General features: G+C 65.9%; 21 protein-coding genes and 4 tRNA genes. 4 read left to right on the top strand and 21 right to left on the bottom strand.

The genetic code is table 11. From position 1 onward, the window contains the following. Nucleotides 1-93 precede the first annotated feature (93 nt). A tRNA-Leu gene (locus C265_RS17975) sits at nt 94-180 on the top strand. An 87-nt stretch (nt 181-267) separates the two neighbouring features. Here the strand turns inward: C265_RS17975 and C265_RS17970 are convergent. Next, entirely contained in the window at nt 268-1,362 is a 1,095-nt protein-coding gene (locus tag C265_RS17970; RefSeq protein WP_010814702.1) for a YeiH family protein, read from the bottom strand. Between the two features lie 98 nt (nt 1,363-1,460). Between C265_RS17970 and C265_RS17965 the strand changes: the two genes are divergently transcribed. After that, nucleotides 1,461-2,390 carry a LysR family transcriptional regulator gene (locus tag C265_RS17965; protein ID WP_010814701.1) on the top strand — a complete coding sequence of 310 codons (930 nt, stop codon included), beginning with the start codon at nt 1,461-1,463 and terminating at the stop codon, nt 2,388-2,390. An 18-nt stretch (nt 2,391-2,408) separates the two neighbouring features. Here the strand turns inward: C265_RS17965 and C265_RS17960 are convergent, their stop codons facing one another. The 6 genes from C265_RS17960 to uvrC form a co-directional block, all read right to left on the bottom strand. Beyond that, on the bottom strand, nt 2,409-3,653 hold the full coding sequence (locus C265_RS17960) for a cation:proton antiporter (RefSeq protein ID WP_010814700.1): 1,245 nt from the start codon (nt 3,651-3,653) through the stop codon (nt 2,409-2,411). A 394-nt stretch (nt 3,654-4,047) separates the two neighbouring features. Then, nucleotides 4,048-4,121 (bottom strand) — tRNA-Cys (locus C265_RS17955). 120 nt (nt 4,122-4,241) lie between these two features. Next, a tRNA-Gly gene (locus C265_RS17950) sits at nt 4,242-4,317 on the bottom strand. A gap of 60 nt (nt 4,318-4,377) precedes the next feature. After that, nucleotides 4,378-4,453, bottom strand: a tRNA-Gly gene (locus tag C265_RS17945). Nucleotides 4,454-4,624: 171 nt separating this feature from the next. Next, nucleotides 4,625-5,224 carry a CDP-diacylglycerol--glycerol-3-phosphate 3-phosphatidyltransferase gene (gene pgsA / locus C265_RS17940; RefSeq protein ID WP_010814699.1) on the bottom strand — a complete coding sequence of 200 codons (600 nt, stop codon included), beginning with the start codon at nt 5,222-5,224 and terminating at the stop codon, nt 4,625-4,627. Between the two features lie 103 nt (nt 5,225-5,327). Continuing rightward, nucleotides 5,328-7,370 (bottom strand): excinuclease ABC subunit UvrC, encoded by a 2,043-nt coding sequence (gene uvrC, locus C265_RS17935; protein ID WP_010814698.1) that lies wholly within the window; start codon nt 7,368-7,370, stop codon nt 5,328-5,330. 106 nt (nt 7,371-7,476) lie between these two features. On the opposite strand from uvrC, the gene earP reads away from it, so the two are divergent. Both earP and efp read left to right on the top strand, forming a co-directional pair. Beyond that, nucleotides 7,477-8,634, top strand: a complete 1,158-nt coding sequence (gene earP / locus C265_RS17930; protein WP_010814697.1) for an elongation factor P maturation arginine rhamnosyltransferase EarP — start codon at nt 7,477-7,479, stop codon at nt 8,632-8,634. Nucleotides 8,635-8,846: 212 nt separating this feature from the next. After that, the gene (gene efp, locus C265_RS17925; RefSeq protein WP_010814696.1) at nt 8,847-9,407 is read left to right on the top strand and encodes an elongation factor P; all 561 of its coding nucleotides are present in this window, start codon (nt 8,847-8,849) and stop codon (nt 9,405-9,407) included. A gap of 88 nt (nt 9,408-9,495) precedes the next feature. Here the strand turns inward: efp and nagZ are convergent, their stop codons facing one another. The 14 genes from nagZ to rpoE form a co-directional block, all read right to left on the bottom strand. Next, nucleotides 9,496-10,545, bottom strand: coding sequence for a beta-N-acetylhexosaminidase (gene nagZ, locus C265_RS17920; protein WP_010814695.1), 1,050 nt, complete (start codon nt 10,543-10,545; stop codon nt 9,496-9,498). A gap of 14 nt (nt 10,546-10,559) precedes the next feature. Further along, nucleotides 10,560-10,982, bottom strand: a complete 423-nt coding sequence (gene acpS, locus C265_RS17915; protein WP_010814694.1) for a holo-ACP synthase — start codon at nt 10,980-10,982, stop codon at nt 10,560-10,562. Then, entirely contained in the window at nt 10,979-11,761 is a 783-nt protein-coding gene (gene pdxJ, locus C265_RS17910) for a pyridoxine 5'-phosphate synthase (RefSeq protein WP_010814693.1), read from the bottom strand. The genes acpS and pdxJ overlap by 4 nt, the downstream gene beginning before the upstream one ends. Nucleotides 11,762-11,802: 41 nt before the next feature. Next, nucleotides 11,803-12,696 (bottom strand): DNA repair protein RecO, encoded by an 894-nt coding sequence (gene recO, locus C265_RS17905; protein WP_010814692.1) that lies wholly within the window; start codon nt 12,694-12,696, stop codon nt 11,803-11,805. A 19-nt stretch (nt 12,697-12,715) separates the two neighbouring features. Further along, entirely contained in the window at nt 12,716-13,654 is a 939-nt protein-coding gene (gene era / locus C265_RS17900; RefSeq protein ID WP_010814691.1) for a GTPase Era, read from the bottom strand. Next, the gene (gene rnc, locus C265_RS17895; RefSeq protein ID WP_010814690.1) at nt 13,651-14,421 is read right to left on the bottom strand and encodes a ribonuclease III; all 771 of its coding nucleotides are present in this window, start codon (nt 14,419-14,421) and stop codon (nt 13,651-13,653) included. Before rnc ends, era begins: the two co-directional genes overlap by 4 nt. 1 nt (nt 14,422) lies before the next feature. Beyond that, a complete protein-coding gene (locus tag C265_RS17890; RefSeq protein WP_037024639.1) occupies nt 14,423-14,815 on the bottom strand; it encodes a DUF4845 domain-containing protein in 393 nt (130 codons plus the stop codon). A 50-nt stretch (nt 14,816-14,865) separates the two neighbouring features. After that, nucleotides 14,866-15,765: a signal peptidase I gene (lepB, locus tag C265_RS17885; protein WP_010814688.1), complete on the bottom strand. Its 900-nt coding sequence runs from the start codon at nt 15,763-15,765 to the stop codon at nt 14,866-14,868. 95 nt (nt 15,766-15,860) lie between these two features. Continuing rightward, nucleotides 15,861-17,654, bottom strand: a complete 1,794-nt coding sequence (lepA, locus tag C265_RS17880) for a translation elongation factor 4 (protein WP_010814687.1) — start codon at nt 17,652-17,654, stop codon at nt 15,861-15,863. A gap of 208 nt (nt 17,655-17,862) precedes the next feature. Then, nucleotides 17,863-18,147, bottom strand: a complete 285-nt coding sequence (locus C265_RS17875) for a glutaredoxin family protein (protein WP_010814686.1) — start codon at nt 18,145-18,147, stop codon at nt 17,863-17,865. Between the two features lie 15 nt (nt 18,148-18,162). Then, complete coding sequence (locus C265_RS17870) at nt 18,163-19,647, bottom strand: DegQ family serine endoprotease (protein WP_010814685.1); 1,485 nt, start codon at nt 19,645-19,647, stop codon at nt 18,163-18,165. A 133-nt stretch (nt 19,648-19,780) separates the two neighbouring features. Then, complete coding sequence (locus C265_RS17865; protein ID WP_011615723.1) at nt 19,781-20,860, bottom strand: MucB/RseB C-terminal domain-containing protein; 1,080 nt, start codon at nt 20,858-20,860, stop codon at nt 19,781-19,783. Nucleotides 20,861-20,868: 8 nt separating this feature from the next. Continuing rightward, on the bottom strand, nt 20,869-21,495 hold the full coding sequence (locus C265_RS17860; protein WP_010814683.1) for a sigma-E factor negative regulatory protein: 627 nt from the start codon (nt 21,493-21,495) through the stop codon (nt 20,869-20,871). A 115-nt stretch (nt 21,496-21,610) separates the two neighbouring features. Continuing rightward, a complete protein-coding gene (rpoE, locus tag C265_RS17855; RefSeq protein WP_010814682.1) occupies nt 21,611-22,210 on the bottom strand; it encodes an RNA polymerase sigma factor RpoE in 600 nt (199 codons plus the stop codon). Between the last annotated feature and the right edge of the window lie 73 nt (nt 22,211-22,283).

The following is a 22,283-nucleotide window of genomic DNA, read 5'->3' as shown; positions in this document are numbered from 1 at the left end:
AACAGCGGCGTCACTTTTTCGCGCGCCAGGCGCCCGCAGCAGTAACGCGCTTGCATCCGGGATGCCGAACCACCACAATACCGGGCTTGCCGTGCGGCCGTGGAGAAATTGGTAGACTCAGCAGACTTAAAATCTGCCGCCTTTCCAGGCTTACGGGTTCGAGTCCCGTCGGCCGCACCAGGGTGTACAGCCCCCCTCCGCTCCCGCTTCAAAATAAAAGAAGGGGCCATCGGCCCCCTTCTTTTGCTGCCTTCAGCTCCGCGCGCGTCAGGCCATCGCGTAGCACATCAGCGCACCCACCCCCATCAGGAACACGAACAGCACACCGGCCAGCGCCAGCGGCTTGCGTCCGGCGCGCACCAGATCGCCGATGCGGGTGTGCAGGCCGATCGCCAGCATCGCGCAGGCCAGCAGCCAGTTGTCCAGCGCGATCAGCGGCGCCTTCCAGGCAGTGGGCACGGTGCCGGCCGAGTTGACCGCCATCACTGCGACAAACCCCACCGCGAACCACGGCACCGACTTCAGGATGCCATGCAGGCGGCTGCCGCCTGCGGTGCCTTGCTCGGCTTGCTCGCCGCCCTGCGGCCACAGCGCCATCACCAGCAGCAGCGGGCCCAATGCCAGCACGCGCACCATCTTGGCCACCACGGCAGCGTCGGCGGTCGGCTCGCTGATCATCTTGCCGGCGGCGATCACCTGGGCCACCTCGTGCAGCGTCGCGCCGGTAAAGATGCCGAACATGCGCTCGCTGACGGCCCAGTGCCAGTGGCCGGTCGCCAGTTCGTACAGATAGGGATAAAGCAGCATGCCGACGGTGCCGAACAGCACCACCGTCGCCACCGCCACGGCGGTCTGTTTGTCGTCGGTGCGCACCACCGACGATACGGCGATGGCCGCGGCGGCACCGCAGATGGCGCTGCCGGAGCTGACCAGGATCGCTTCGCGGCGGCTCAGGCCGAAGAACGTCGTACCCACCCAGGTGCCGAACAGCAGCGTGGCCACCAGCATGGTCAGCGGCACCACGATGCCCGGCAGGCCCAGGGCGACAATCGAGGCAAAGGTCAGGCGTAGCCCGTACAGCGCCACGCCTAGCCGCAGCAGGTGGTGGCGTGCGACCTGCATGCCGGGGGCCAGCGGCGCCAGCCAGTGGCGCGGCAGCGTGTTGGCCGCGACCATGCCGGCGCACATGGCCAGCGTCAGCGCGCTGAGCCCGTAGCGCGCCACGGCCGGATGCTCGGCCAGCGCAATCGCCAGCCAGGCAATGCCGCCCAGCGGTACCAGCGTCAGCAGGCGCTGCGACCACGGCGGCGGCAAGGCCGGCGCGGCGGCCGGGGTGGTGCGGGGGGCGGAGACGGAGGACATGGCAGGCTCGGGTCGTGTTCTTTAGTGACTCAAGCGTACTGGCCCCCCGCTAACCCGTAAAACGGGTAATATCGTTATGCGTTATTGATTATATCGATATGGACCACCGCCCCGATCCCCGGCCCGAACATCGTCCCCTGCGCCTGACGCTGCGCCAGCTGTCCGTCTTCGTTGCCGTGGCCCAGCATGGCAGCACCATGGCGGCGGCGCAGGCACTTGCGATGTCGCAGTCGGCCGTCAGCGCCTCGCTGGCCGAGCTTGAGCGCGCGCTCGACAGCCCGCTGTTCGACCGCGTGGCCCGTCGGCTCAGCATCAACGAGACCGGCCGCCAGTTTTTCCCGCGCGCGCTGTCGCTGCTGGACCAGGCCCAGGAACTGGAGCGCTTTGCCACCCAGACCGGCGTGCAGCTGCGCATCGCGGCCAGCAATACCATAGGCAGCTACATCCTGCCGCCGCTGCTGGCGGGCTTCCGCCATTCGCGCAGCGGCCCGTGCACGCTGGACCTGCGCATCGGCAATACCCGCGAGGTGCTGCAATCGTTGCTGCAGTTCGACGCCGATATCGGCCTGGTCGAAGGCGCCAGCCATGAGCGCGACCTGCGCAGCGTGCCCTGGTGCGATGACGAGATGGTGGTGGTAGTCGGCCCCTCGCATCCGCTTGCGGCCGTGCCGCACGACCTGGTGGCGCTGCGCGATGCCGAGTGGATCGTGCGCGAGCCGGGCTCGGGCACGCGCGAGGTCATCGAGGAACGGCTGGTGCCGCTGCTGGGCGAGCTGCGCTTCGCGCTGGAGCTGGGCAACGCCGAAGCCATCAAGCGCGCAGTGATGAGCGGCTTCGGCGTCAGCTGCCTGTCGCTGCATGTGGTGCGCGATGAACTGGAGCGCGGCACGCTGGTGGCGATCCGCGACGGCCTGCCACGCATCGTGCGGCCGCTGCAGCTGGTGGTGCACCAGGACAAGTTCCCGACCCAGGGGCTGCTGGCCTTTACCGAATACCTGCGCACCATGGCGCCGCGGATCGGCGGCTGAGCCGCACCCAGGCTCCGGTCATGCCGGCTGCGGATCCGCGCTGCGATTGCGCCGCGCCGTGTACAGGTCGAGCAGGTGGAACAGCACCGGATTGAGCATGATCGACAGCAGCGCCCCGGCCAGGATCAGCGCCTGGCCGCGCTCGGGCAGGATCTTCAGGTAGACGCCGAGGCTGGCGAGAATGAACGAGAACTCGCCGATCTGCGCCAGGCTCACGGCAATGGTCATGCCGGTCTGCCCGGAATGCCCGAAGGCACGCACGATGCCCAGCGCCGCCAGCGACTTGCCCACCACGATGATAAACACCGTCGCCAGCACGCCCCACGGATCGTTGACCAGCACCATCGGGTCGAACAGCATGCCCACGGATACGAAGAAAAGCACGGCGAAGGCATCGCGCAGCGGCAGCGACTCTTCGGCCGCACGATGACTGAACTCGGACTCCGCCAGCACCATGCCGGCAAAGAACGCGCCCAGCGCGAACGACACGCCAAAGAGCGCATAGGCGCCGTAGGCCACACCCAGCGCCGTCGCCAGCACGCCCAGGCGGAACATCTCGCGGTTGCCGGTCCAGACGATGCGCTCCAGCATCCACGGGATAAAGCGCCGGCCGATCACCAGCATCACCGCGACGAAAGCGGCCACCTTGCCCAGCGTCGCGAAGATCGCGAGCACCACGTCACCGGTAGCCGGCGCGGCCTCGCCCGATGTTTCGCCCGAGGTTACGCCGGAAGCCGCCAGCAGACCTGCCATGGCCGGCAGCAGCACCAGGGCCAGCACCATCGCCAGGTCTTCCACGATCAGCCAGCCGACCGCGATGCGGCCCTGCGGCGACTCCACCAGGTCACGCTCCTGCAAGGCCTTTAGCAGCACCACGGTGCTCGCCACCGACAGCGCCAGTCCGTACACCAGCCCCTGCCCCCATGACCAGCCGAAGCCCCAGGCCACCAGCATGCCCATCAGCGTGGCGATGCCGATCTGCACCACCGCCCCCGGAATGGCGATGCGCTTGACCGCCATCAGGTCCTTGATCGAAAAGTGCAGCCCCACCCCGAACATCAGCAGGATCACGCCAAGCTCGGCCAGCTCCGGCGCCAGGGCCTGGTCGGCGGTATAGCCGGGCGTGTGCGGACCGACCACGATGCCCGCGCACAGGTAGCCGATCAACGGCGGCAGGCGCAGCCGGCTGGCGATGGCGCCAAGGATAAAGGCCAGGACGATACCGCCGACGATGGTACTGATAAGCGGGGTGGCGTGATGCATGCGCGCGGGATTCCTCGTGTCAGGGGCTGAACGGCTAACCCGCTCCCGGCCCTGGCAACCGCGACAGCGCATCCGGCGCGCACCAGCGGTCAGCGCGGGGAAATCGCCGCAACAATTGGCAGCAGCATCGGAACGGGGAAGAACGGGAAGTGCCGCAGCGGCCCCGGACACGCCGGCGGCGCGTCACGGATCGGGGATGGCGATTGACATGCTGCCCCGCTATCCATCACGCGGAGCCCCCCGAAAAGCGTACGACAGGAGTAATGTAACATGCCCGCCACGTGCCCGAGGCGCGGAGATGGCGGACGATCCGGCGCCTGCTTGACTGAAGGCCAGGCAGGGAACTGGCCCGGAAAACAAAAACGGCGCCGCGAGGCGCCGTTCTGCATGCAACTGGAGGCGGAGGTCGGAATCGAACCGGCGTACACGGCTTTGCAGGCCGCTGCATAACCACTCTGCCACCCCGCCAGGTGACGTGCTGCTGGATTGTATCCGCATTCAGCCGATGCTGCCGGAGCGCAGCTTCCGGCAATGTCTTGCGGCGATTCAACCCAAACAAAAAGGGAAGCGGTGCTTCCCTTTGGGGATTGGAGCGGGAGACGAGTCTCGAACTCGCGACCTCAACCTTGGCAAGGTTGCGCTCTACCAACTGAGCTACTCCCGCATACAACTTTTTACTGCCAGCCCCGCACCGCGCAAGCACGCTGCCGGACCTTCTTTAACCTGGAGCGGGAGACGAGTCTCGAACTCGCGACCTCAACCTTGGCAAGGTTGCGCTCTACCAACTGAGCTACTCCCGCAGGGGCACTACCGAATTCCAATAAGGTGTTTTATGCCGCAACACGCTGCTATCTCACAACATCTTGCGCCAAACCCACCTTATCTCGCTGCTTTCGTTTGTGTCGTCAGCAACGAGAATGAGATTATGCAAAGAACTGCTCTCGCCGTCAACACCTTTTCAAAAATTCTTTTCATTTCTGCGCGCCGGCGCGCGCCACCATCCCGCTGCGCTCGCGGATTTGCGGCCAGGCCAGCTTCATGTAATAGAACATCGACCACAGCGTCAGCACCGCCGCCACGTAGATCATCCACGTGCCGAGCAGGTGGGCATCGAAGCCGAACAGGCGGTCGCTGTACAGCAGCAGCGGGATCGCCACCATCTGCACCGTGGTCTTGAGCTTGCCGAGGAAGTTCACCGCGACGCTCTTGGAAGCGCCGATCTGCGCCATCCATTCACGCAGAGCCGAAATGGTGATCTCGCGCCCGATGATCACCAGCGCGATCAGGTCCGTGACCCGGCCCAGTGCCAGCAGCGAAAGCAGCGCCGCCGTCACCATCAGCTTGTCGGCGACCGGATCCAGGAAGGCCCCGAACGACGAGGTCTGGTTCCAGCGCCGCGCAAGGAACCCGTCCAGCCAGTCCGTGACCGCGGCAATGATGAAGAACGACGCCGCCGTCAGGTTCTTGGCGTGCATCGGCAACCACGCGTCGGGCAGGTAGAACACGCCAACCACCAGGGGAATCATGGCGACGCGAAGCCAGGTCAGCAGGATCGGGAAATTGAAGGGCATGGAACTCGGGCGGCGGGGGACGGTAACCAATCTTGCGATTGTCGCCGATTTCCGGACCAATCGACCATCACTGGTCAATTTCCCACCCCGCGGCCCCGCGCGCTCAGTGCAACTGCCGGTAGATCTCTTCGGCCAGGCCGCGTGAAATGCCCTCGACGCTGGCCAGTTCGTCGATGCTGGCGGCCATCACGCCGCGCAGCCCACCGAAGCGGGTCAGCAGCTTCTGGCGCCGGCGCGCGCCGATGCCCTCGATCTCTTCCAGCCTCGAGGTGGTGCGCGTCTTGGCGCGGCGCGCGCGCATGCCGGTGATGGCAAAGCGGTGCGCCTCGTCGCGGATCTGCGCCACCAGCATCAGCGCGGCGCTGCCCTGCCCCAGTTCCAGCGACGGACGGCCATCGGCGAACACCAGCGTCTCCAGGCCGACCTTGCGGCCCTCGCCCTTGGCCACGCCGACCAGCAGGCCGATATCCAGCCCGAGTTCTTCGAACACCTGCCGTGCCACCTCGACCTGTCCCTTGCCGCCGTCGATCAGCACGATCTGCGGCACCTGCGCCGCGGCTTCGCTGCCGGCCTCCATGCCGCCGTCTTCCTGGATCTGCTCGACCAGCTTCTGGTAGCGCCGCGTCAGCACCTGGCGCATGGCCGCGTAGTCATCGCCGGGAATGATGTCCTGGATGTTGTAGCGGCGGTATTCGCTGTTCTGCATGTCGTGGTGGTGGTACACCACGCACGATGCCTGGGTGGCCTCGCCGGCGGTATGGCTGATGTCAAAGCATTCCACGCGCAGCAGCGCCAGGTCTTCCAGGTCCAGCCCGATGGTTTCGGCCAGCGCGCGCGTACGCGCCTCCTGGCTGCCCTGCTCGGCCAGCCGGCGCGACAGCGCCAGCGCGGCGCCCTGCTGCGCCATCTCCAGCCAGACCTTGCGCTGGCCCTGCGGCTGGCGCACCAGCGTGACCTTGCGCCCGGCGTGCAGCGTCAGCGCCTCGAGCACCGTGGCATCGTCCGGCGCATGGCTGACGACGATGATGGGCGGCGCCGGCTGCTCCAGGTAGTGCTGCACCATGAAGGCCGACAGCACCCGGGTGGCGATGCGGTCGACGGTCAGTGGCGGCGCGGCGGCGGCGCTGTCATCCTCGCGCTCATCGGCATCCTCGACGATCATCGCCGCTTCGTCGGCATGGGCCGGGAAGTAGGCCTTGTCGCCCAGATGGCGGCTGCCGCGCACCATGGCCAGGTTGACGCAGGCACGCCCGCCCTCCACGGCGACGGCCAGCACGTCGATGTCGCGCGCCTGCCCGCCTACCTCTTCCACCGCCTGGCGCTTGAGCACGGTCGACAGCGCCGCGATCTGGTCGCGCACGGCCGCGGCCTGCTCGAACTCCAGCCGCTCGGCGTGCTGTTCCATCTTGCCCTGCAGGCCTTCCAGCACCTCGGTCTGGCGGCCTTGCAGGAAGCGCGCCGCATTGGCGACGTCGCGCGCGTAGTCCTCTTCGCTGATGGCGTTGACGCACGGACCGGTGCAGCGATGGATCTGGTGCAGCAAGCACGGCCGCGTGCGGTTGTTGAAGACGGTGTCCTCGCAGGTGCGCAGCTGGAACACCTTCTGCAGGATCTGCATGCTCTCGCGCACCGCATAGGCGCTCGGGAACGGCCCGAAGTACTGATGCTTGCGGTCGGTGGCGCCGCGGTAGTACGCCATGCGCGGGAAGCGGTGCCCGGTCAGCTTCAGGAACGGGTACGATTTGTCGTCGCGGAACAGGATGTTATAGCGCGGCGCCAGCGCCTTGATCAGGTTGTTCTCGAGCAGCAGCGCCTCGGCCTCGGTGCGCACCACCGTGGTATCGATGCGGGCAATGCGCGCCACCATCATCGCAATACGCGGCGACAACTGGGTCTTGTTGAAGTAGCTCGACACCCGCTTCTTCAGGTCGCGCGCCTTGCCCACGTACAGCACATTGCCTGCCGCGTCGAAATAGCGGTACACGCCCGGCAGGCCGGGCAGGCGGGAAATGACCGGGCGCGGGTCGAACGGCTCCGGCGGCGCTTCAGCAGCCGCCTCGGCAGTCACCTCGGCTGGCCGGGCGGCCGCCGCTTCGGCCGGAACTTCGTCGGCGGGATTTGGGGAATCGGGTTGCTGGTCGGACATTGGGGACGGTGACCGCTACACGGCCTGCGCGCATCAAAACGGCATGGCCTCTAAAATCGCAAGTTTAGAGCAATTCAGCGCGCGCCCCGCCCGCCCCTCACCCGCCATGCCTATCCGCTCCTGGGACATCTTCTGCACCGTGATCGACAATTTCGGCGACATCGGCGTCTGCTGGCGGCTGGCACGCCAGCTCGCACAGGAACACGGGCACGCGGTGCGGCTGTGGGTCGATGACCTGGCCAGCTTCGCGCGGCTGGCGCCGGAACTCGATACCGGCGCCACGGTGCAGCGCCTGGCGGGCGTGGAGATCCGTCCGTGGCGGCCGGGTGGCGACAGCGTGGATGACACCGCCGGGGTCGAGCCACACGATGCCGTCATCGAAGCCTTCGCCTGTGATGTGCCGCAAGCCTTCCTGGCCCGCATGGCCGCGCGTGACCCCAAACCCGCCTGGATCAACCTGGAATACCTGAGCGCCGAGCCCTGGGTACGGGAGCACCATGCGATGCCCTCGCCCCATCCCCGGCTGCCGCTGGTGAAGCATTTCTTCTTCCCCGGCTTCGAGCCCGGCACCGGCGGCCTGCTGCGGGAATCGATGCTGGGCGCGCAGCGCGCCGCCTTCCTCGGCGGCACGGCTGCCCAGGCGGCCTTGTGGCACCGGCTGAGCGTGACGCCCCGGCCCGATGCGCTGCGCGTGAGCCTGTTTGCCTACCGCAACCCGGCCCTGCCCGCGCTGCTGGAGCAGTGGCGCGATGCCGCCGAGGCGGTCCATTGCCTGGTGCCCGCAGGCCTGGCCGCGGACCAGGTCGCCGAATGGCTGGCTGCCCCGCTGCGGATTGGCGACCCGGTGGAACGCGGCAGCCTGTGCGTGCAGCTGATCCCTTTCGTACGCCAGGAGCACTTTGACGAACTGCTGTGGGCCTGCGACCTGAACTTCGTGCGCGGCGAGGATTCCTTCGTGCGCGCGCAATGGGCGGCGCGGCCGCTGGTGTGGCATATCTACCCGCAGGACGATGCCGCGCACCGGGTCAAGCTGGACGCCTGGCTCGACCTGTTCGGCCAGGGCGGCGTGGCGCCGGAAGCAGCGGCCGCGCTGACGGACTTCTGGCACGCCTGGAACGGCTACGGCAATGCCGCGGACTGGCCGCGTCTGCGTGCGCACCTGCCGGCACTTGCCGCGATCGCAGCGCGCTGGGAGCGGCGTTTGCAGCATCCTGGCGATCTTGCCGCCAACCTGGTGGCGTTTTGCGAAAATCGGGTAAAATGATCGGTTGATTCAAATGGCGACCTGGGCCGGAGAACCAGGGCCTTTCCCAGGCGTCAGACCGACACTGGGCGAAGACCTGAATGCAAGCTGAGCACGGGGTCGCGAGCGCGTGAACGCCTCTCGTTGGGGCTCACAGGCTCACCGCAGGTGATGCCGGCAGCGCGCCTTCGCCATTCCAAATTCCTACTTTCTATTTCAGGAAAACAGTTCAGATGAAAATCGCACAGGAACTCCGCGTCGGTAACGTGTTCATGATCGGCGGCGATCCGATGGTCGTGCAGAAGGCCGAATACAACAAGTCGGGCCGCAACGCCGCTGTGGTCAAGATGAAGTACAAGAACCTGCTGACGGACGCACCGGGCGAGTCGGTGTTCAAGGCCGACGACAAGTTCGAAGTCGTGGTGCTGGAGCGCCGCGAATGCACCTACTCGTACTTCGCTGACCCGATGTACGTGTTCATGGACGCCGACTACAACCAGTATGAAGTCGAGAAGGACAGCATGGGCGACTCGCTGAACTACCTCGAAGACGGCATGAACGTTGAAGTGGTGTTCTACAACGACAAGGCCATCTCGGTTGAAATGCCGACCACGCTGGTCCGTGAGATCGTCTACACCGAGCCGGCAGTCAAGGGCGACACCTCGTCGGGCAAGGTGCTCAAGGGCGCCAAGATCAACACCGGCTTCGAGTTGCAAGTGCCGCTGTTCTGCAACATCGGCGACAAGATCGAAATCGACACCCGCACCGGCGAATACCGCAGCCGCGCCAACTAAGGCGCTTGCCTCACCCCGCCTCAGCGCGGGGCCGGTCAACAAAAATGGCAGCCTCGGCTGCCATTTTTGTTTGTGCACGCGGCCCCGTTCAGGCGATCAGGTCGTGCTCTTTCAGCGTGCACAGCGCGGCGCGGTACTCGCCCTCCTGGTGCAGCTTGTTCCAGTCCAGCGGCTTCCTGCGCGCGAACAGCTTGCGGATGCGGCGCTGCGAGGTCTTGTCGATGCCCACGTCCAGCTCGGTCAGCAACTGGTCGGCGCGCTCCGGGTGGTTGCAGATCAGCACCATGTCACAGCCCGCGGTCAGCGCGGCGCGCGCGGCCTCGGTGACATTGCCGACGACGCTGGCGCCTTCCATGCTGAGGTCGTCGCTGAAGATCACGCCCTCGAAGCCCAACTGGGCGCGCAGCACGTCCTGCAGCCAGTAGCGCGAGAAGCCGGCCGGGTTCGGGTCGACCTTGGGGTAGATCACGTGCGCCGGCATCACCGACGACAGCGACAGGCCCAGCCACTCGTACGGGCGCGCATCCTGCTCCAGGATCTCGTCCAGCGAGCGCTCGTCGACCGGGATCGCCACGTGCGAATCGGCCTCGACATAGCCGTGGCCAGGGAAGTGCTTGCCGCAGTTGCTCATGCCGGCCAGCAGCAGGCCATGGTTCAGGTGGCCGGCCAGCATCGACACCACGCGCGGATCGGCGTGGAAAGCGCGGTCGCCGATCACGGCGCTGCGGCCGTAGTCCAGGTCCAGCACCGGGGTGAAGCTCAGGTCGATGTCGCAGGCGCGCAGTTCGGCGGCCAACACATAGCCGCAGGCCACGGCGGCCTTGGTCGCGGCCAGCACGTCGCGCTCCCACAGCTCGCCCAGGCAGTGCATCGCCGGCAGGTGGGTGAAGCCGTCGGTCTTGCAGCGCTGCACGCGCCCGCCCTCATGGTCGATGCAGATCAGCACGTCGTCTCGCACCGCGCGGATGGCGCGCGTCAGCGCCTGCAGTTGCGCGCGCGACTCGAAATTGCGCGCGAACAGGATCACGCCGCCGGTCAGCGGATGCGCGATGCGGCGCAAGTCCTCCGCGTCGAGCTGCTTGCCGACGACGTCGAGGACCACCGGGCCCGGCCGCTTGCCAGAGTTCTTCTTGGACATGGAAGTTGTTGGATTCACAAGGCTGTAGGTTGGGAAGCCGCCCCGCCCGCACGCTCGGCAATGGCGAAGGCGACGGCAAAGTCGTGCTCGTCACTGACACTGACCCGCACGGAGAGCCCGCGTTCCGCCAGCCATGCGGCCAGCTCGCCATGGCATATCGGCGTGGGCTCGCCGGACGGCAGGTTCATCAGCTCCATGGCGCGCCACGTCATCGGCCAGCGCATGCCCAGGCCAATGGCCTTGGAGAACGCCTCCTTGGCAGCGAAGCGCGTGGACAGGAAGGCCAGCCCGCGCTTCTCGGAGCGCGCCTTGCGCGCGTGGTACTTGGCCAGCTCATCGGGGCCCAGCACCTTCTCGGCGAAACGGCCGTTGGTGCGTTCCATCACGCCCTGCACGCGGGCGATCTGGATGATGTCGGTGCCGACGCCGTAGATCACGCCGGCGCGCCCGCGGCAGGATAGCGCGTGCCCAGGCGCGCGGCGACCATGATGGCCTTCATCTCGCGCACCGCGTTCTCCCAGCCCGCGAACACCGCATGCGCCACGATCGCGTGGCCGATGTTCAGCTCCTTGATGCCGGGCAGCGCGGCGATCGGCTGCACATTGGTGTAGTGCAGGCCATGGCCGGCGTTGACCACCAGGCCGTGCTTCTGGCCCGCATCGACGCCATCGGCGATGCGGCGGAACTCGAGCGCCTGCTCATCGGGCGTATGCGCATCGGCATAGCGGCCGGTATGCAGCTCGATCACCGGCGCGCCGCACGCGGCCGCCGCGGCGATCTGGCCGGCATCGGCATCAATGAACAGCGACACGCGGATGCCGGCACCGGCCAGCTGCGCGCACGCCGCCTTGACCTGCTCGAAACGCCCGGCCACATCGAGCCCGCCCTCGGTGGTCACTTCCTCGCGGCGCTCCGGCACCAGGCATACGTCCTGCGGACGGATCTCGCAGGCGATGTCGAGCATCTCCTGCGTGAGCGCGCATTCCAGGTTCATGCGCGTGGTCAGTTGCGGGCGCAGCGCGCGCACGTCGGCATCGCGGATATGGCGGCGGTCTTCGCGCAGGTGCAGCGTGATCAGGTCGGCGCCGGCCTGTTCCGCCAGCAGCGCGGCACGGATGGGATCGGGGTACACGGTGCCGCGCGCGTTGCGCAGCGTGGCGACGTGGTCGATATTGACGCCAAGGTCGATGACGCCCGGATTTGCGTGGAAGATCATGCGAGCAGGTGCAGGAGTAAGTCGGATGGTTCTTGAGTCGGTCAGAGATACTGCAGGTCGATCAGAATCTGGCGCGTCTTCAGCGGCGCGCCTTGCAGATAATAATGCAGCAGGAACCGCATCAGCGCGCGGCTTTGCGCGGCGGTCTGCGCGCGGCTGTAATCGTCCTGCGCCATGTCCAGCAGGGTCTGGCCGGTCACCACCGGCCACGACGACGGGTCGCTCGGCTGCGCGCGGCGCACGCCGCGCTCTGGCTGGTAGACATAGTCCAGGCCCGGCTGGACCCGCTCGCCGGTGCTCAGGCACTGGTCAAAGGCAACCGCGAAGCCGGTTTCCTGCAGCAGCACGCGTTCAAAGCTGCGCAGCACCAGCCCGGCTTGCTCGCCGTGCGCCAGCCGCGTCAGCGTCGTCAGGTAATGGCGGAACAAGGCCGGATGCGCATCCTCGCGCGGGCAGAAGCGCATCAGCAGCTCGTTCAGGTAGAACGCCGACAGCAGCGCATCGCCGGCCAGCGGCGGCATGCCGCCGACCCACTCGGCCTTGGTCAGGGTCTTGACCTCGCCGCGGCCGCTCCATGACACCGAGACCGGGTGGAAATGCTGCAACACCGCACGCAACGCGGAGTGCGGGCGCTTGGCGCCCTTGGCCACCATCGAGATGCGGCCGTAGTCGCGCGTGAACAGGTCCAGGATCAGGCTGGTCTCGCGATACGGCCAGGCGTGCAGCACAAAGCCGGGCTGCTCGGCCACGCGCGACTCGGGCCGGGCCGGCACGATGCGCATGGCACGATCCATCATCGCGCGCGCGGCAGCGTCGGCCATGCCGGGCAGCGCCCTGCTGTCGAGCAGTTCGGCGGCCTCGTCGACCACGGGGTCGGCGCGGCGGGACCGTGGCGCCGGCGCCGGCGCGCGCGCGATGTCAGCCGTCTTGCTCACTGGTCGCTCGCTGTTGTGCTCACTCGTAGCCGTACGCGCGCAGCCCTGCTTCGTTGTCGGCCCAACCGCTCTTCACCTTGATCCACATTTCCAGGTAGACCTTGCCGTCGAACAGCTTTTCCATGTCCAGGCGCGCCTCGGTGGAGATCTGCTTGAGCTTGGCGCCCTTGTTGCCGATGATCATGGCCTTGTGCGCGTCTCGCTCGACCAGGATGGTGGCAAAGACGCGGCGCAGGCGGCCTTCGGTCTCGAACTTGTCGATGATCACGGTGCTGGTGTACGGGAGCTCGTCGCCGGTCCAGCGGAACACCTTCTCGCGGATGATCTCCGAGGCCAGGAAGCGCTCGCTGCGGTCGGTCATGGCGTCGGCGTCGTACATCGGCTCGCCTTCCGGCAGGTAGGGCCGGATGATCTCGAACAGGCGCGCGATATGGTCGTGGGTCTTGGCCGTCATCGGCACCACTTCGCGGAACGGGAACTGCTGCCCCATCTTTTCCAGGAAGGGCATCATCACTTCCAGGCGGTTCTCGCCGTTGACGCGGTCCAGCTTGTTGGCGACCAGCAGCACCGGCGTGTTCTTCGGCAGCAGCGACAGCACCTTCTCGTCGTCGGCGCCGTAGTAGCCGGCCTCGACCACGAACAGGACCAGGTCCACCGACGACAGCGTGGACGTGACCGCGCGGTTCAGCGAACGGTTCAGCGCGCTGGCGTGGCGGGTCTGGAAGCCCGGCGTGTCGACGAACACATACTGCGCGTCATCCGTGGTCTGGATGCCGACGATGCGGTGGCGCGTGGTCTGCGCCTTGCGCGAGGTGATGCTGATCTTCTGGCCGACCAGCGCGTTCATCAGCGTGGACTTGCCCACGTTGGGGCGGCCGACGATGGCCACGGTGCCGCAGCGGAACGCCGCGGCCGGGGTATCCGCCGCGTCTTGCTGCGGATGGGTAGATTCGGTCATTCCTTCAACCTGAGAGACAGCTGTGGGTCCTGCGGCACGGGTTGCTTGCGGGTCTTGCCGGTGCGCTCGGCGCGGCTGCGCTTGAGCAGCTGCGGCACCAGCTTCTGGACTTCGTCCAGCGCCAGCTTGGCGGCGGCCTGCTCGGCAGCGCGCCGCGAGGCGCCGGTGCCAAACACCCGGACTTCCAGTTTAGGCACCGTGCACTCGACTTCAAACTGCTGGCTGTGCGCGGCCCCGTGTGTGGCGATTACGTTATATTGCGGCAGGGCGATCTTGTGGCCCTGCAGGTATTCCTGCAGCAGGGTCTTGGCGTCCTTGCCCAGCGTGCGCGGGTCGACCTGCTCCAGGATCGGGATATAGAGCTTGCGGATCAGCGCGCGCGCGGCGTCGAAGCCGGCGTCGAGGAAGACCGCGCCGACGATCGCTTCGAGCGCATCGGCGAGGATGGACGGACGGCGGAAGCCTCCGCTCTTGAGTTCGCCCTCGCCCAGGCGCAGCGTGTCGGACAGCTGCAACATCTGGGCGATCTCGTACAGGGCCTGCTGCTTGACCAGGTTGGCCCGCACGCGCGACAGGTCGCCCTCGTCGAGCTTGCCGAACATGCCATAGAGCATGTCGGCCACGGCGCAGTTGAGCACCGAATCGCCCAGGAATTCAAGGCGTTCGTTGTGCTGGGCGCTGTGGCTGCGGTGCGTCAGCGCCTGTTGCAGCAATTCGGGCTTGCTGAATCGGTAGCCGAGTCGTTGCTGCAAGGCGTCAAGGTTCATATCAGTGCTGCGTTCCTGAATAGGTAATCAGTAGGCTCAGGGGTCCGTAGACGGGCACCTCGGTCCGGTACGAGAAATCGACCGACTGGATGGTGCCGTTCTCGTCTTCCCGGATCAGGAGGTCCTCGGCCTTGACTGCGGTAATCCGGTCGATGGCTGCCTGCTTTTCAAAAAAATCGGCCACTTCGCGCTTGTTGGCGGCGCGCTGCTTGGCATAGCTGGCGGCGCGCTTGACCGAAAAATACTCCACCAGGCTCGGGATCGCGCGCAGGGCCGGCAAGGCCACCCCGATCACGAACACCACGATCACCAGCAGCGTCCAGACGGAAAACCCGCCCATGCCTGCCCGGCGTCGTACCGGATTCCTGCCCACCACCTTCCCAAGTTGACCCATGATGCGCTCGTCCTCGTTTTGCGTTGAGTGTTCTTGCGCCGCGGGGATTCTTATTTGAACGTTCCCACGCGTCCGAAATTGCCCAGGTTCATCCAGATCACAAAGGCCTTGCCGACGATATTCTCATCCGGCACGAACCCCCAGAAACGGGAATCCAGGCTGTTGTCCCGGTTGTCACCCATGACGAAATAGTGACCTGCAGGTACCTTGCAGGTCACGCCCTGCTGATTGTAAGTGCAGTTTTCCCGGGACGGGAAATCCGGGTCCGCCCCCGCGATAAACGCCGGGCGGTCGGCGTCGTTCAGGATGCCATGATCGACGCTGCCTGGCAGCTTTTCGCGGAAATGCCTGGAATATGCCAGGCGCTCCTCGTCCAGGAAATCCGGCAGCGCGGCGTACTCGGCCGGCTTGCCGTTGATGGTCAGGCGCTTGTTGGCATACTGCACCACGTCGCCTGGCACGCCGATCACGCGCTTGATGTAGTCGAGCGACGGGTCTTTCGGGTAGCGGAACACCATGACGTCGCCGCGCTGCGGCTCGCCCATGTCCATGACCTTCTTGTTCACCACCGGCAGGCGGATGCCGTACTCGTACTTGTTGACCAGGATGAAGTCGCCGATCAGCAGCGTCGGGATCATCGAGCCGGACGGGATCTTGAACGGCTCGACCACGAACGAGCGCAGCACGAACACCGCCAGGATCACCGGAAAGAAACTGGCCGAATATTCCAGCCACCACGGCTGGCGCAGCTTTTCCTCGGCCAGGCGCTTGCGCGTGGCGTCAGCTTCCGCCGCGCCGAAGCGGCCCTGCAGGTCGGCCTGGCGCGAATCGAATTCGGCCAGCGCCAGCCGCGCCGAAGAGCGGCGCTGTCGCTCGAACACGAGCTTGTCCGCAACCCACGCGACGCCCGTAATCACCACCAGCACAAAAAGGATCAGTGCAAAATTCATGACGGCTTCTGGTTTTTTGAAATCCTGGTACAGCCTGTTCTTTCACCACGGCGGCAAGCCGCCGCGCGTGGCACTGCCCTGCTCGCGGCGCCTTCTTACTTGTCATCCACCTGCAGGATGGCCAGGAAAGCCTCCTGCGGGATCTCGACCGTACCGACCTGCTTCATCCGCTTCTTGCCCGCCTTCTGCTTCTCCAGCAGCTTCTTCTTGCGCGTGATGTCGCCGCCGTAGCACTTGGCCAGCACGTTCTTGCGCAGCGCCTTGACGTTTTCGCGCGCAATGATATTCGCGCCGATGGCGGCCTGGATCGCCACGTCGTACATCTGGCGCGGAATGATCTCGCGCATCTTGGCTGCGACCTCGCGGCCGCGGTATTGCGAGTTCGAACGGTGCACGATCACCGACAGCGCATCGACCTTGTCGCTGTTGATCAGGATGTCGACCTTGACCACGTCCGACGGGCGATATTCCTTGAACTCGTAGTCCATCGACGCATAGCCGCGCGACACCGACTTCAGGCGGTCGAAGAAGTCCATCACGATTTCCGCCATCGGGATCTCGTAGGTCAGCTGCACCTGCTTGCCGTGGTAGCTCATGTTGATTTGCGAGCCACGCTTCTGCGTGCACAGCGTAATCACCGAGCCGACATATTCCTGCGGCATATACAGGTTGACGGTGACGATCGGTTCCAGGATCGCCTCGATCTTGCTCGGGTCCGGCATCTTCGCCGGATTTTCCACGGTGATCACGGTGCCGTCGCGCATCTCGACCTGGTACACCACCGTCGGCGCGGTGGTGATCAGGTCCATGTCGAACTCGCGCTCCAGGCGCTCCTGCACGATCTCCATGTGCAGCAGGCCGAGGAAGCCGCAGCGGAAGCCGAAGCCCAGCGCCTGCGACACTTCCGGCTCGAACATCAGCGAGGCATCGTTGAGCCGCAGCTTTTCCAATGACTCGCGCAGCGCCTCGTACTGGTTGGCCTCAACCGGGTACAGGCCGGCGAACACCTGCGGCTTGACTTCCTTGAAGCCCGGCAGCGGCGCTTCGGCCTTGCGCTGCATGGTGGTGATGGTATCGCCCACCTTGGCCGCCTTCAGTTCCTTGATGCCGGCGATGACAAAGCCCACCTGGCCCGCCGTCAGCGCATCGCGGGGGATCGACTTCGGCGTAAACACGCCCACCTGCTCGACCAGGTGCTGTGAGCCGTTGGCCATCAGCAGTACCTTGTCCTTGGGACGCAGGGTGCCGTTGACCACGCGCACCAGCATCACCACGCCGACGTAGTTGTCGAACCACGAGTCGATGATCAGCGCCTGCAGCGGCGCGTCGGCGTCGCCCTCGGGCGGCGGCACCTTGGCGATCAGCGCCTCGATCACGTCCTGCACGCCCTGCCCGGTCTTGGCCGAGCACGGCGTGGCGTCCTGCGCGTCGATGCCGATCACGTCCTCGATCTCCTGGATCGCGTTATCGGGGTCGGCCTGCGGCAGGTCGATCTTGTTCAGCACCGGCACCACTTCCACGCCCAGCTCGATCGCGGTGTAGCAGTTGGCCACGGTCTGCGCCTCAACGCCCTGTGAGGCGTCGACCACCAGCAGCGCGCCTTCGCAGGCGGACAGCGAGCGGCTCACTTCATAGCTGAAGTCGACGTGTCCCGGGGTGTCGATCAGGTTCAGGTTGTAGACCTTGCCGTCGCGCGCCTTGTAGCTGAGCGCAGCGGTCTGCGCCTTGATGGTGATGCCGCGCTCCTTTTCGATATCCATCGAATCGAGGACCTGCGCTTCCATCTCCCGATCCGACAGCCCTCCACAAAGCTGAATGATCCGGTCGGCCAGGGTGGACTTCCCATGGTCGATATGGGCAATGATCGAGAAATTACGGATATGGTCCATCTAGTGTTCAGGGGGGCGCCGGCGTGAGAGCCCGCGCGGCAACAAGCGGTTGAGCGGCCCGGCGCCGCGCGCCGCAAGGCGGGCGCGGGCGTACCGCAGGTTCGGGGGGTGCAATTTTTGCGCCAATCCGCAATTTTACCGGATTTTCAATGACTTCCGGGTCGTCAAATGGCGGCGTGGCGCGGTTGGCGGCGGTTACCGACAGGGATCAGCGGGTTGTGCGCGCGCTGCCATGTGCGGCAAGCCACACCCTTACGGCAGCTTCGTCGAGGAAATAGTGGCAAAGCTCCACGGCGCCGCCCTGCAAGTCTGCTGGGGTGCCCGGCATCAGCACCGGCACCAGTTCGCCAAAGCGGTCTTCCAGCCCCGCATCGGCATCGACATCCACCTCGTGCAGGGCGAAAGAAAAATCGCGCCGGAGCGGCTCCAGCGCGACCTTCATGTCTTCGCAAAGGTGGCAGTATGCCCGGCCGTACAGTGTCAGCGCAGGCATACCGGCCATTGCGGATCAGCGGCTGGACGTGGCGCCCGGACGCAGCGTCAGCACCTGGGTGGCATCGCCGCGCCGCACGAACACCGCGGCAATCCGGTTCTTGTCCAGGCTGCGCACCAGCTCGTTGAACTGGCGGGCGTTGGTCACATCCGTATCGCCCAGGCGCAGGATGATGTCGCCCGGACGGATGCCGGCACGCAGCGCCGGGCCGTCGGCCACTTCCACCTCGACGCCCGACTTGAGCTTGAGCTCCTTCAGGCGCGCCTCGGGCAGGTCGTTGACCACCAGGCCAAGCGCATTGGGCTTGCCGGCCTGTGCCGCGCTGTCGTCCTTGGGCGTTGCGCCGCTGCGAGCCTTGGCCTTGCCGTCCGGCTCCAGCTCGGTGACGGTGATGGTGACCTCGCGGACCGCGCCCTTGCGCCACAGCTGCAGCGGCACGCGCGTGCCCGGCTTGGTCTCGCCCACCATGCGCGGCAGGTCCGAGGCCCGCTCGATATCGCGGCCGTTGAACTTGAGAATGATGTCGCCGGCTTCGATGCCCGCCTTCTCGGCAGGACCGCCCGGCTCGACGCTGCCGACCAGCGCGCCGCGCGCACGGCCCAGGCCCAGCGAATCGGCCACCTCCTTGGTGACGTCACCGATCGCCACGGCGATGCGCCCGCGCGTCACGCGCCCGGAGCTCTTGAGCTGCTCGGACACGCGCATCGCCTCGTCGATCGGGATTGCGAACGAGATACCCATGTAGCCGCCGCTGCGGCTGTAGATCTGCGAGTTGATGCCGATCACCTCGCCGCGCAGGTTGATCAGCGGGCCGCCGGAATTGCCGGGGTTGACCGCCACGTCGGTCTGGATGAACGGCAGGTAGTCGCCCGTGTCGCGGCCCTTGGCCGAGACAATGCCGGCGGTCACGCTGTTGTCCAGCCCGAACGGCGAGCCGATCGCCAGCACCCATTCGCCGGCGCGGACCTTGTTGGAATCGCCCAGCGGCAGGCGCGGCAGGCCGCTGGCCTCGACCTTGAGCAGCGCCACGTCGGTGCGCTTGTCCGAGCCGATCAGCTTGGCCTTGAATTCGCGCTTGTCGGGCAGCGTCACATAAATGGTTTCGGCGTCGGCCACCACGTGCGCGTTGGTCATCACGTAGCCGTCCTGGCTGATGATGAAGCCCGAACCCACGCCGCGGCTCTGCTCTTCCTGCTGCGGCGGCTGGCCGCGGCGGGGGGCGCCGGGCGCCGGGGCACCGGGCATCGGCACGCCGAAGAAGCGCCGGAAGAATTCCGCCATCTCGTCATCGCCGCCGGGTGCACCGCGCTGGCGCACGAGTTCCGTGGTGCGGATATTGACCACGGCCGGGCTGGCCTTTTCCACCAGGTCGGTGAAATCGGGCAGGTTGTAGTTGGAGGCGGCAGCCTGGGCATGGCTGACTTCGGCAACAGTCGGGCCGAGCAGCATCATGGCAGCCATGACCACGGCCCGCGCCAGGGCTGGAGATCTGAACATCATCGACAACTCCCGGGATTCAGCGAATAGAAGAAAAACCGTCCGGATGTGATCCCGTGGCGGGGACCCCTGCGCAGGTTTCATGAAGCCGGCGCCGGGACAGAGTCCGGCGGCGTCGGCTGCACCTGCGTCAAGCTCAGTGTACCGCCTTGGGCGGGCGGTACTCCACGGCCGTCGCAAACTGCCGCACGGTGCTCGCCGGCACCTCGCCCACCACGGTAATCCAGAAATCGGCAATCCGGCGCACCACGACCTGGGTCGCGCCGAGCGCTGCCACGCCCTCGCGGCGCACGCGTTGCTCGGAAACCGGTTCAATGAAGACCGACAGGCCGGTCAGCCCGTCGCTGTAAACGACCTGCAGCACTTCGAAGACCTGGCCGCGCGCGTTGCCCGGCGCGGGTGCGCGCAGCTCGCCGAGCGGACGGCGCACTTCGCGGATCTTCTGGAAGCCCTTGAGCGGCACCGCAATCGACCAGCCCTCGTCGGCGATATTGGTCGGCTGGTAGGTCACCTCATAGCGATTCCAGCTGCTGGAATTCTTGATCGCACCGAGGATATGCTGCTTTTCGGACGGCACCCCGATCTGCACCTGCGAGAACGCGACCTGCTCCAGCACCTTGCCACCATCGCCGATGGTCTGCGCGCGCATCAGCAGGCCGGAGTTTTTCTCCGCCCACAGGCGCACCGCATAGCGCGCGGCATCGTGCGGCTCCAGCGCGAAGACCTCGCACTCCATGCCTGCCACCCGCTCGGCGGGCATCTTGCGCATGTCGTACAGGTCCAGCACGTCGTTCTTGTTGGTGGCGAGCAGCGCCGGGAAGCGATCCTTGGCCTCCTGCTTCTCCACCACCACCAGCTTGGCTTCGGGGATCAGGCTGTGCACCACGTCATTCTGACGCAGCACCTCGCGCGGTTTGCCGTCGAGCGTTTCCAGGCGTTCGTACTCGTTGTGGACGAGATCGCTGTAATGCTGGATACGCGAGGCGTGCATGACGCTGCCGCGCTGGTAGATCAGCGTGCCGACATAGTTCTCGCGCTGTGCGGCTTTGTGGATCTTGTTGAGCCAGGCGGTGGCGTCGCGTCGGTTCAGCGTACTGTCTGAAGGCTGTGCGGTGGCCGCGGCAGCGCTCAGACACAAGGCCAGAAAAAAGGACCTACGCAGGGCCCTGATTTTCTGCGCGCCCGCTACATAGGCGGGCGACCCTCCTTTATGCATGTCCGGCATTATTCCTGCGTATTTTCCTGAGTGAAGTTTGCACCGTTGGCAACCGTGCGCATGGTGGGCACGAACGCATCCGTTGCCACCGACGTGCGATGGGCACGCAGGTATTCGTCCAGGCGCGGGTCGCGGATCATCTGGGGAGTTTCCGCCGCCACGGTGACGATGCCAGAGGCCGGGCTGGCCGGCTGGTCGGCGCGTGCCACCACGGCATCGGGCGTGGCCAGCGTGGCGGGGCCGCGCATCTGCGGCACGACCACCCAGCTGACCGCTGCCACGGCGGCGGCGATCGCGGTGCCCGGCATCACGCGGCGCACCCACGACGGCCTGACCAGCAGGCGGTGGCGGGCGCTGGCCTGCGCCACTGCCGGCACCAGTACATGCGGCTCGGCTTCCAGGCGCGCGGAGAAACGAGAGAGGAAAGCAGAGGTGGAACCCGCGTGCGTCAGGTCTTCCGAACGCAGCGTGTCGCCGATCAACTGGTAAGTGGCCCAGTCGGACATGCCGGCATCGCTTTTCGCGAGGCCCAGCACGGCATCGACTTCGTGCGGCGCCAGTTCGCCATCCATCAATACGGAGATCTGCTCCGCTGCTTCCACTACATGAACCGACTGCTTATGAGCCTGACCCATTTCCCACCCCAAGACATTCCATTGAACACCGATAATCCCGTCACTTCTGTCGCTTATCGATGCAGGAATACGCTGCAACGCTGGCCGCACGACATTCTTCTTGACTACCCAACTACTACCACCGTTTGCCCTCTGCCGTTCCCAGCAGCGGACGCAATTTCTCGGCAATCGCCTCGCGCGCCCGGAAGATCCGCGAACGCACCGTGCCGATCGGACATCCCATCGCTTCGGCGATCTCCTCATAGCTGAGGCCCTCGATCTCGCGCAGCGTGATGGCGGTCCGCAATTCTTCCGGAAGCGCCTCCATTGCGCGGTTCACCGTCTCGGCGACCTGGCGTGTGTGGAGCATCGATTCCGGCGTATTGATATCCCTTAGTTGCTCACCGTCCGCAAAAGTTTCAGCCTCCTCTGCATCGATATCGCTGGACGCTTCCGGGCGGCGGCCCTGGGTGGCAAGGTAGTTCTTGGCCGTGTTGACGGCGATCCGGTACAGCCACGTATAAAAGGCCGACTCCCCGCGGAACTGGGGCAATGCGCGGTATGCCTTGATAAAGGCATCCTGCGCCACATCCTCCACCTCAGCGGGGTCCCTGACCAGGCGCGAAATCAGGCGAATGATCTTCCGATGGTATTTGGTCACCAGAAGTTCAAAGGCCCGCTTGTCGCCCTGCTGGACGCGTTCAACTAGGAGCTGATCGGCTTCGCGTTCGCTCACGTATGGCTCACCTGCAGTGTATCTCTTGGTTTGGTCGTCACGACAAACGTTGTATTTTACCTACGATTCTAAG

Origin of the sequence: Cupriavidus sp. GA3-3 (assembly GCF_000389805.1) — a bacterium.
GTDB lineage: Bacteria > Pseudomonadota > Gammaproteobacteria > Burkholderiales > Burkholderiaceae > Cupriavidus > Cupriavidus necator_D.
This window is presented reverse-complemented; position numbering and strand designations above follow the sequence as displayed.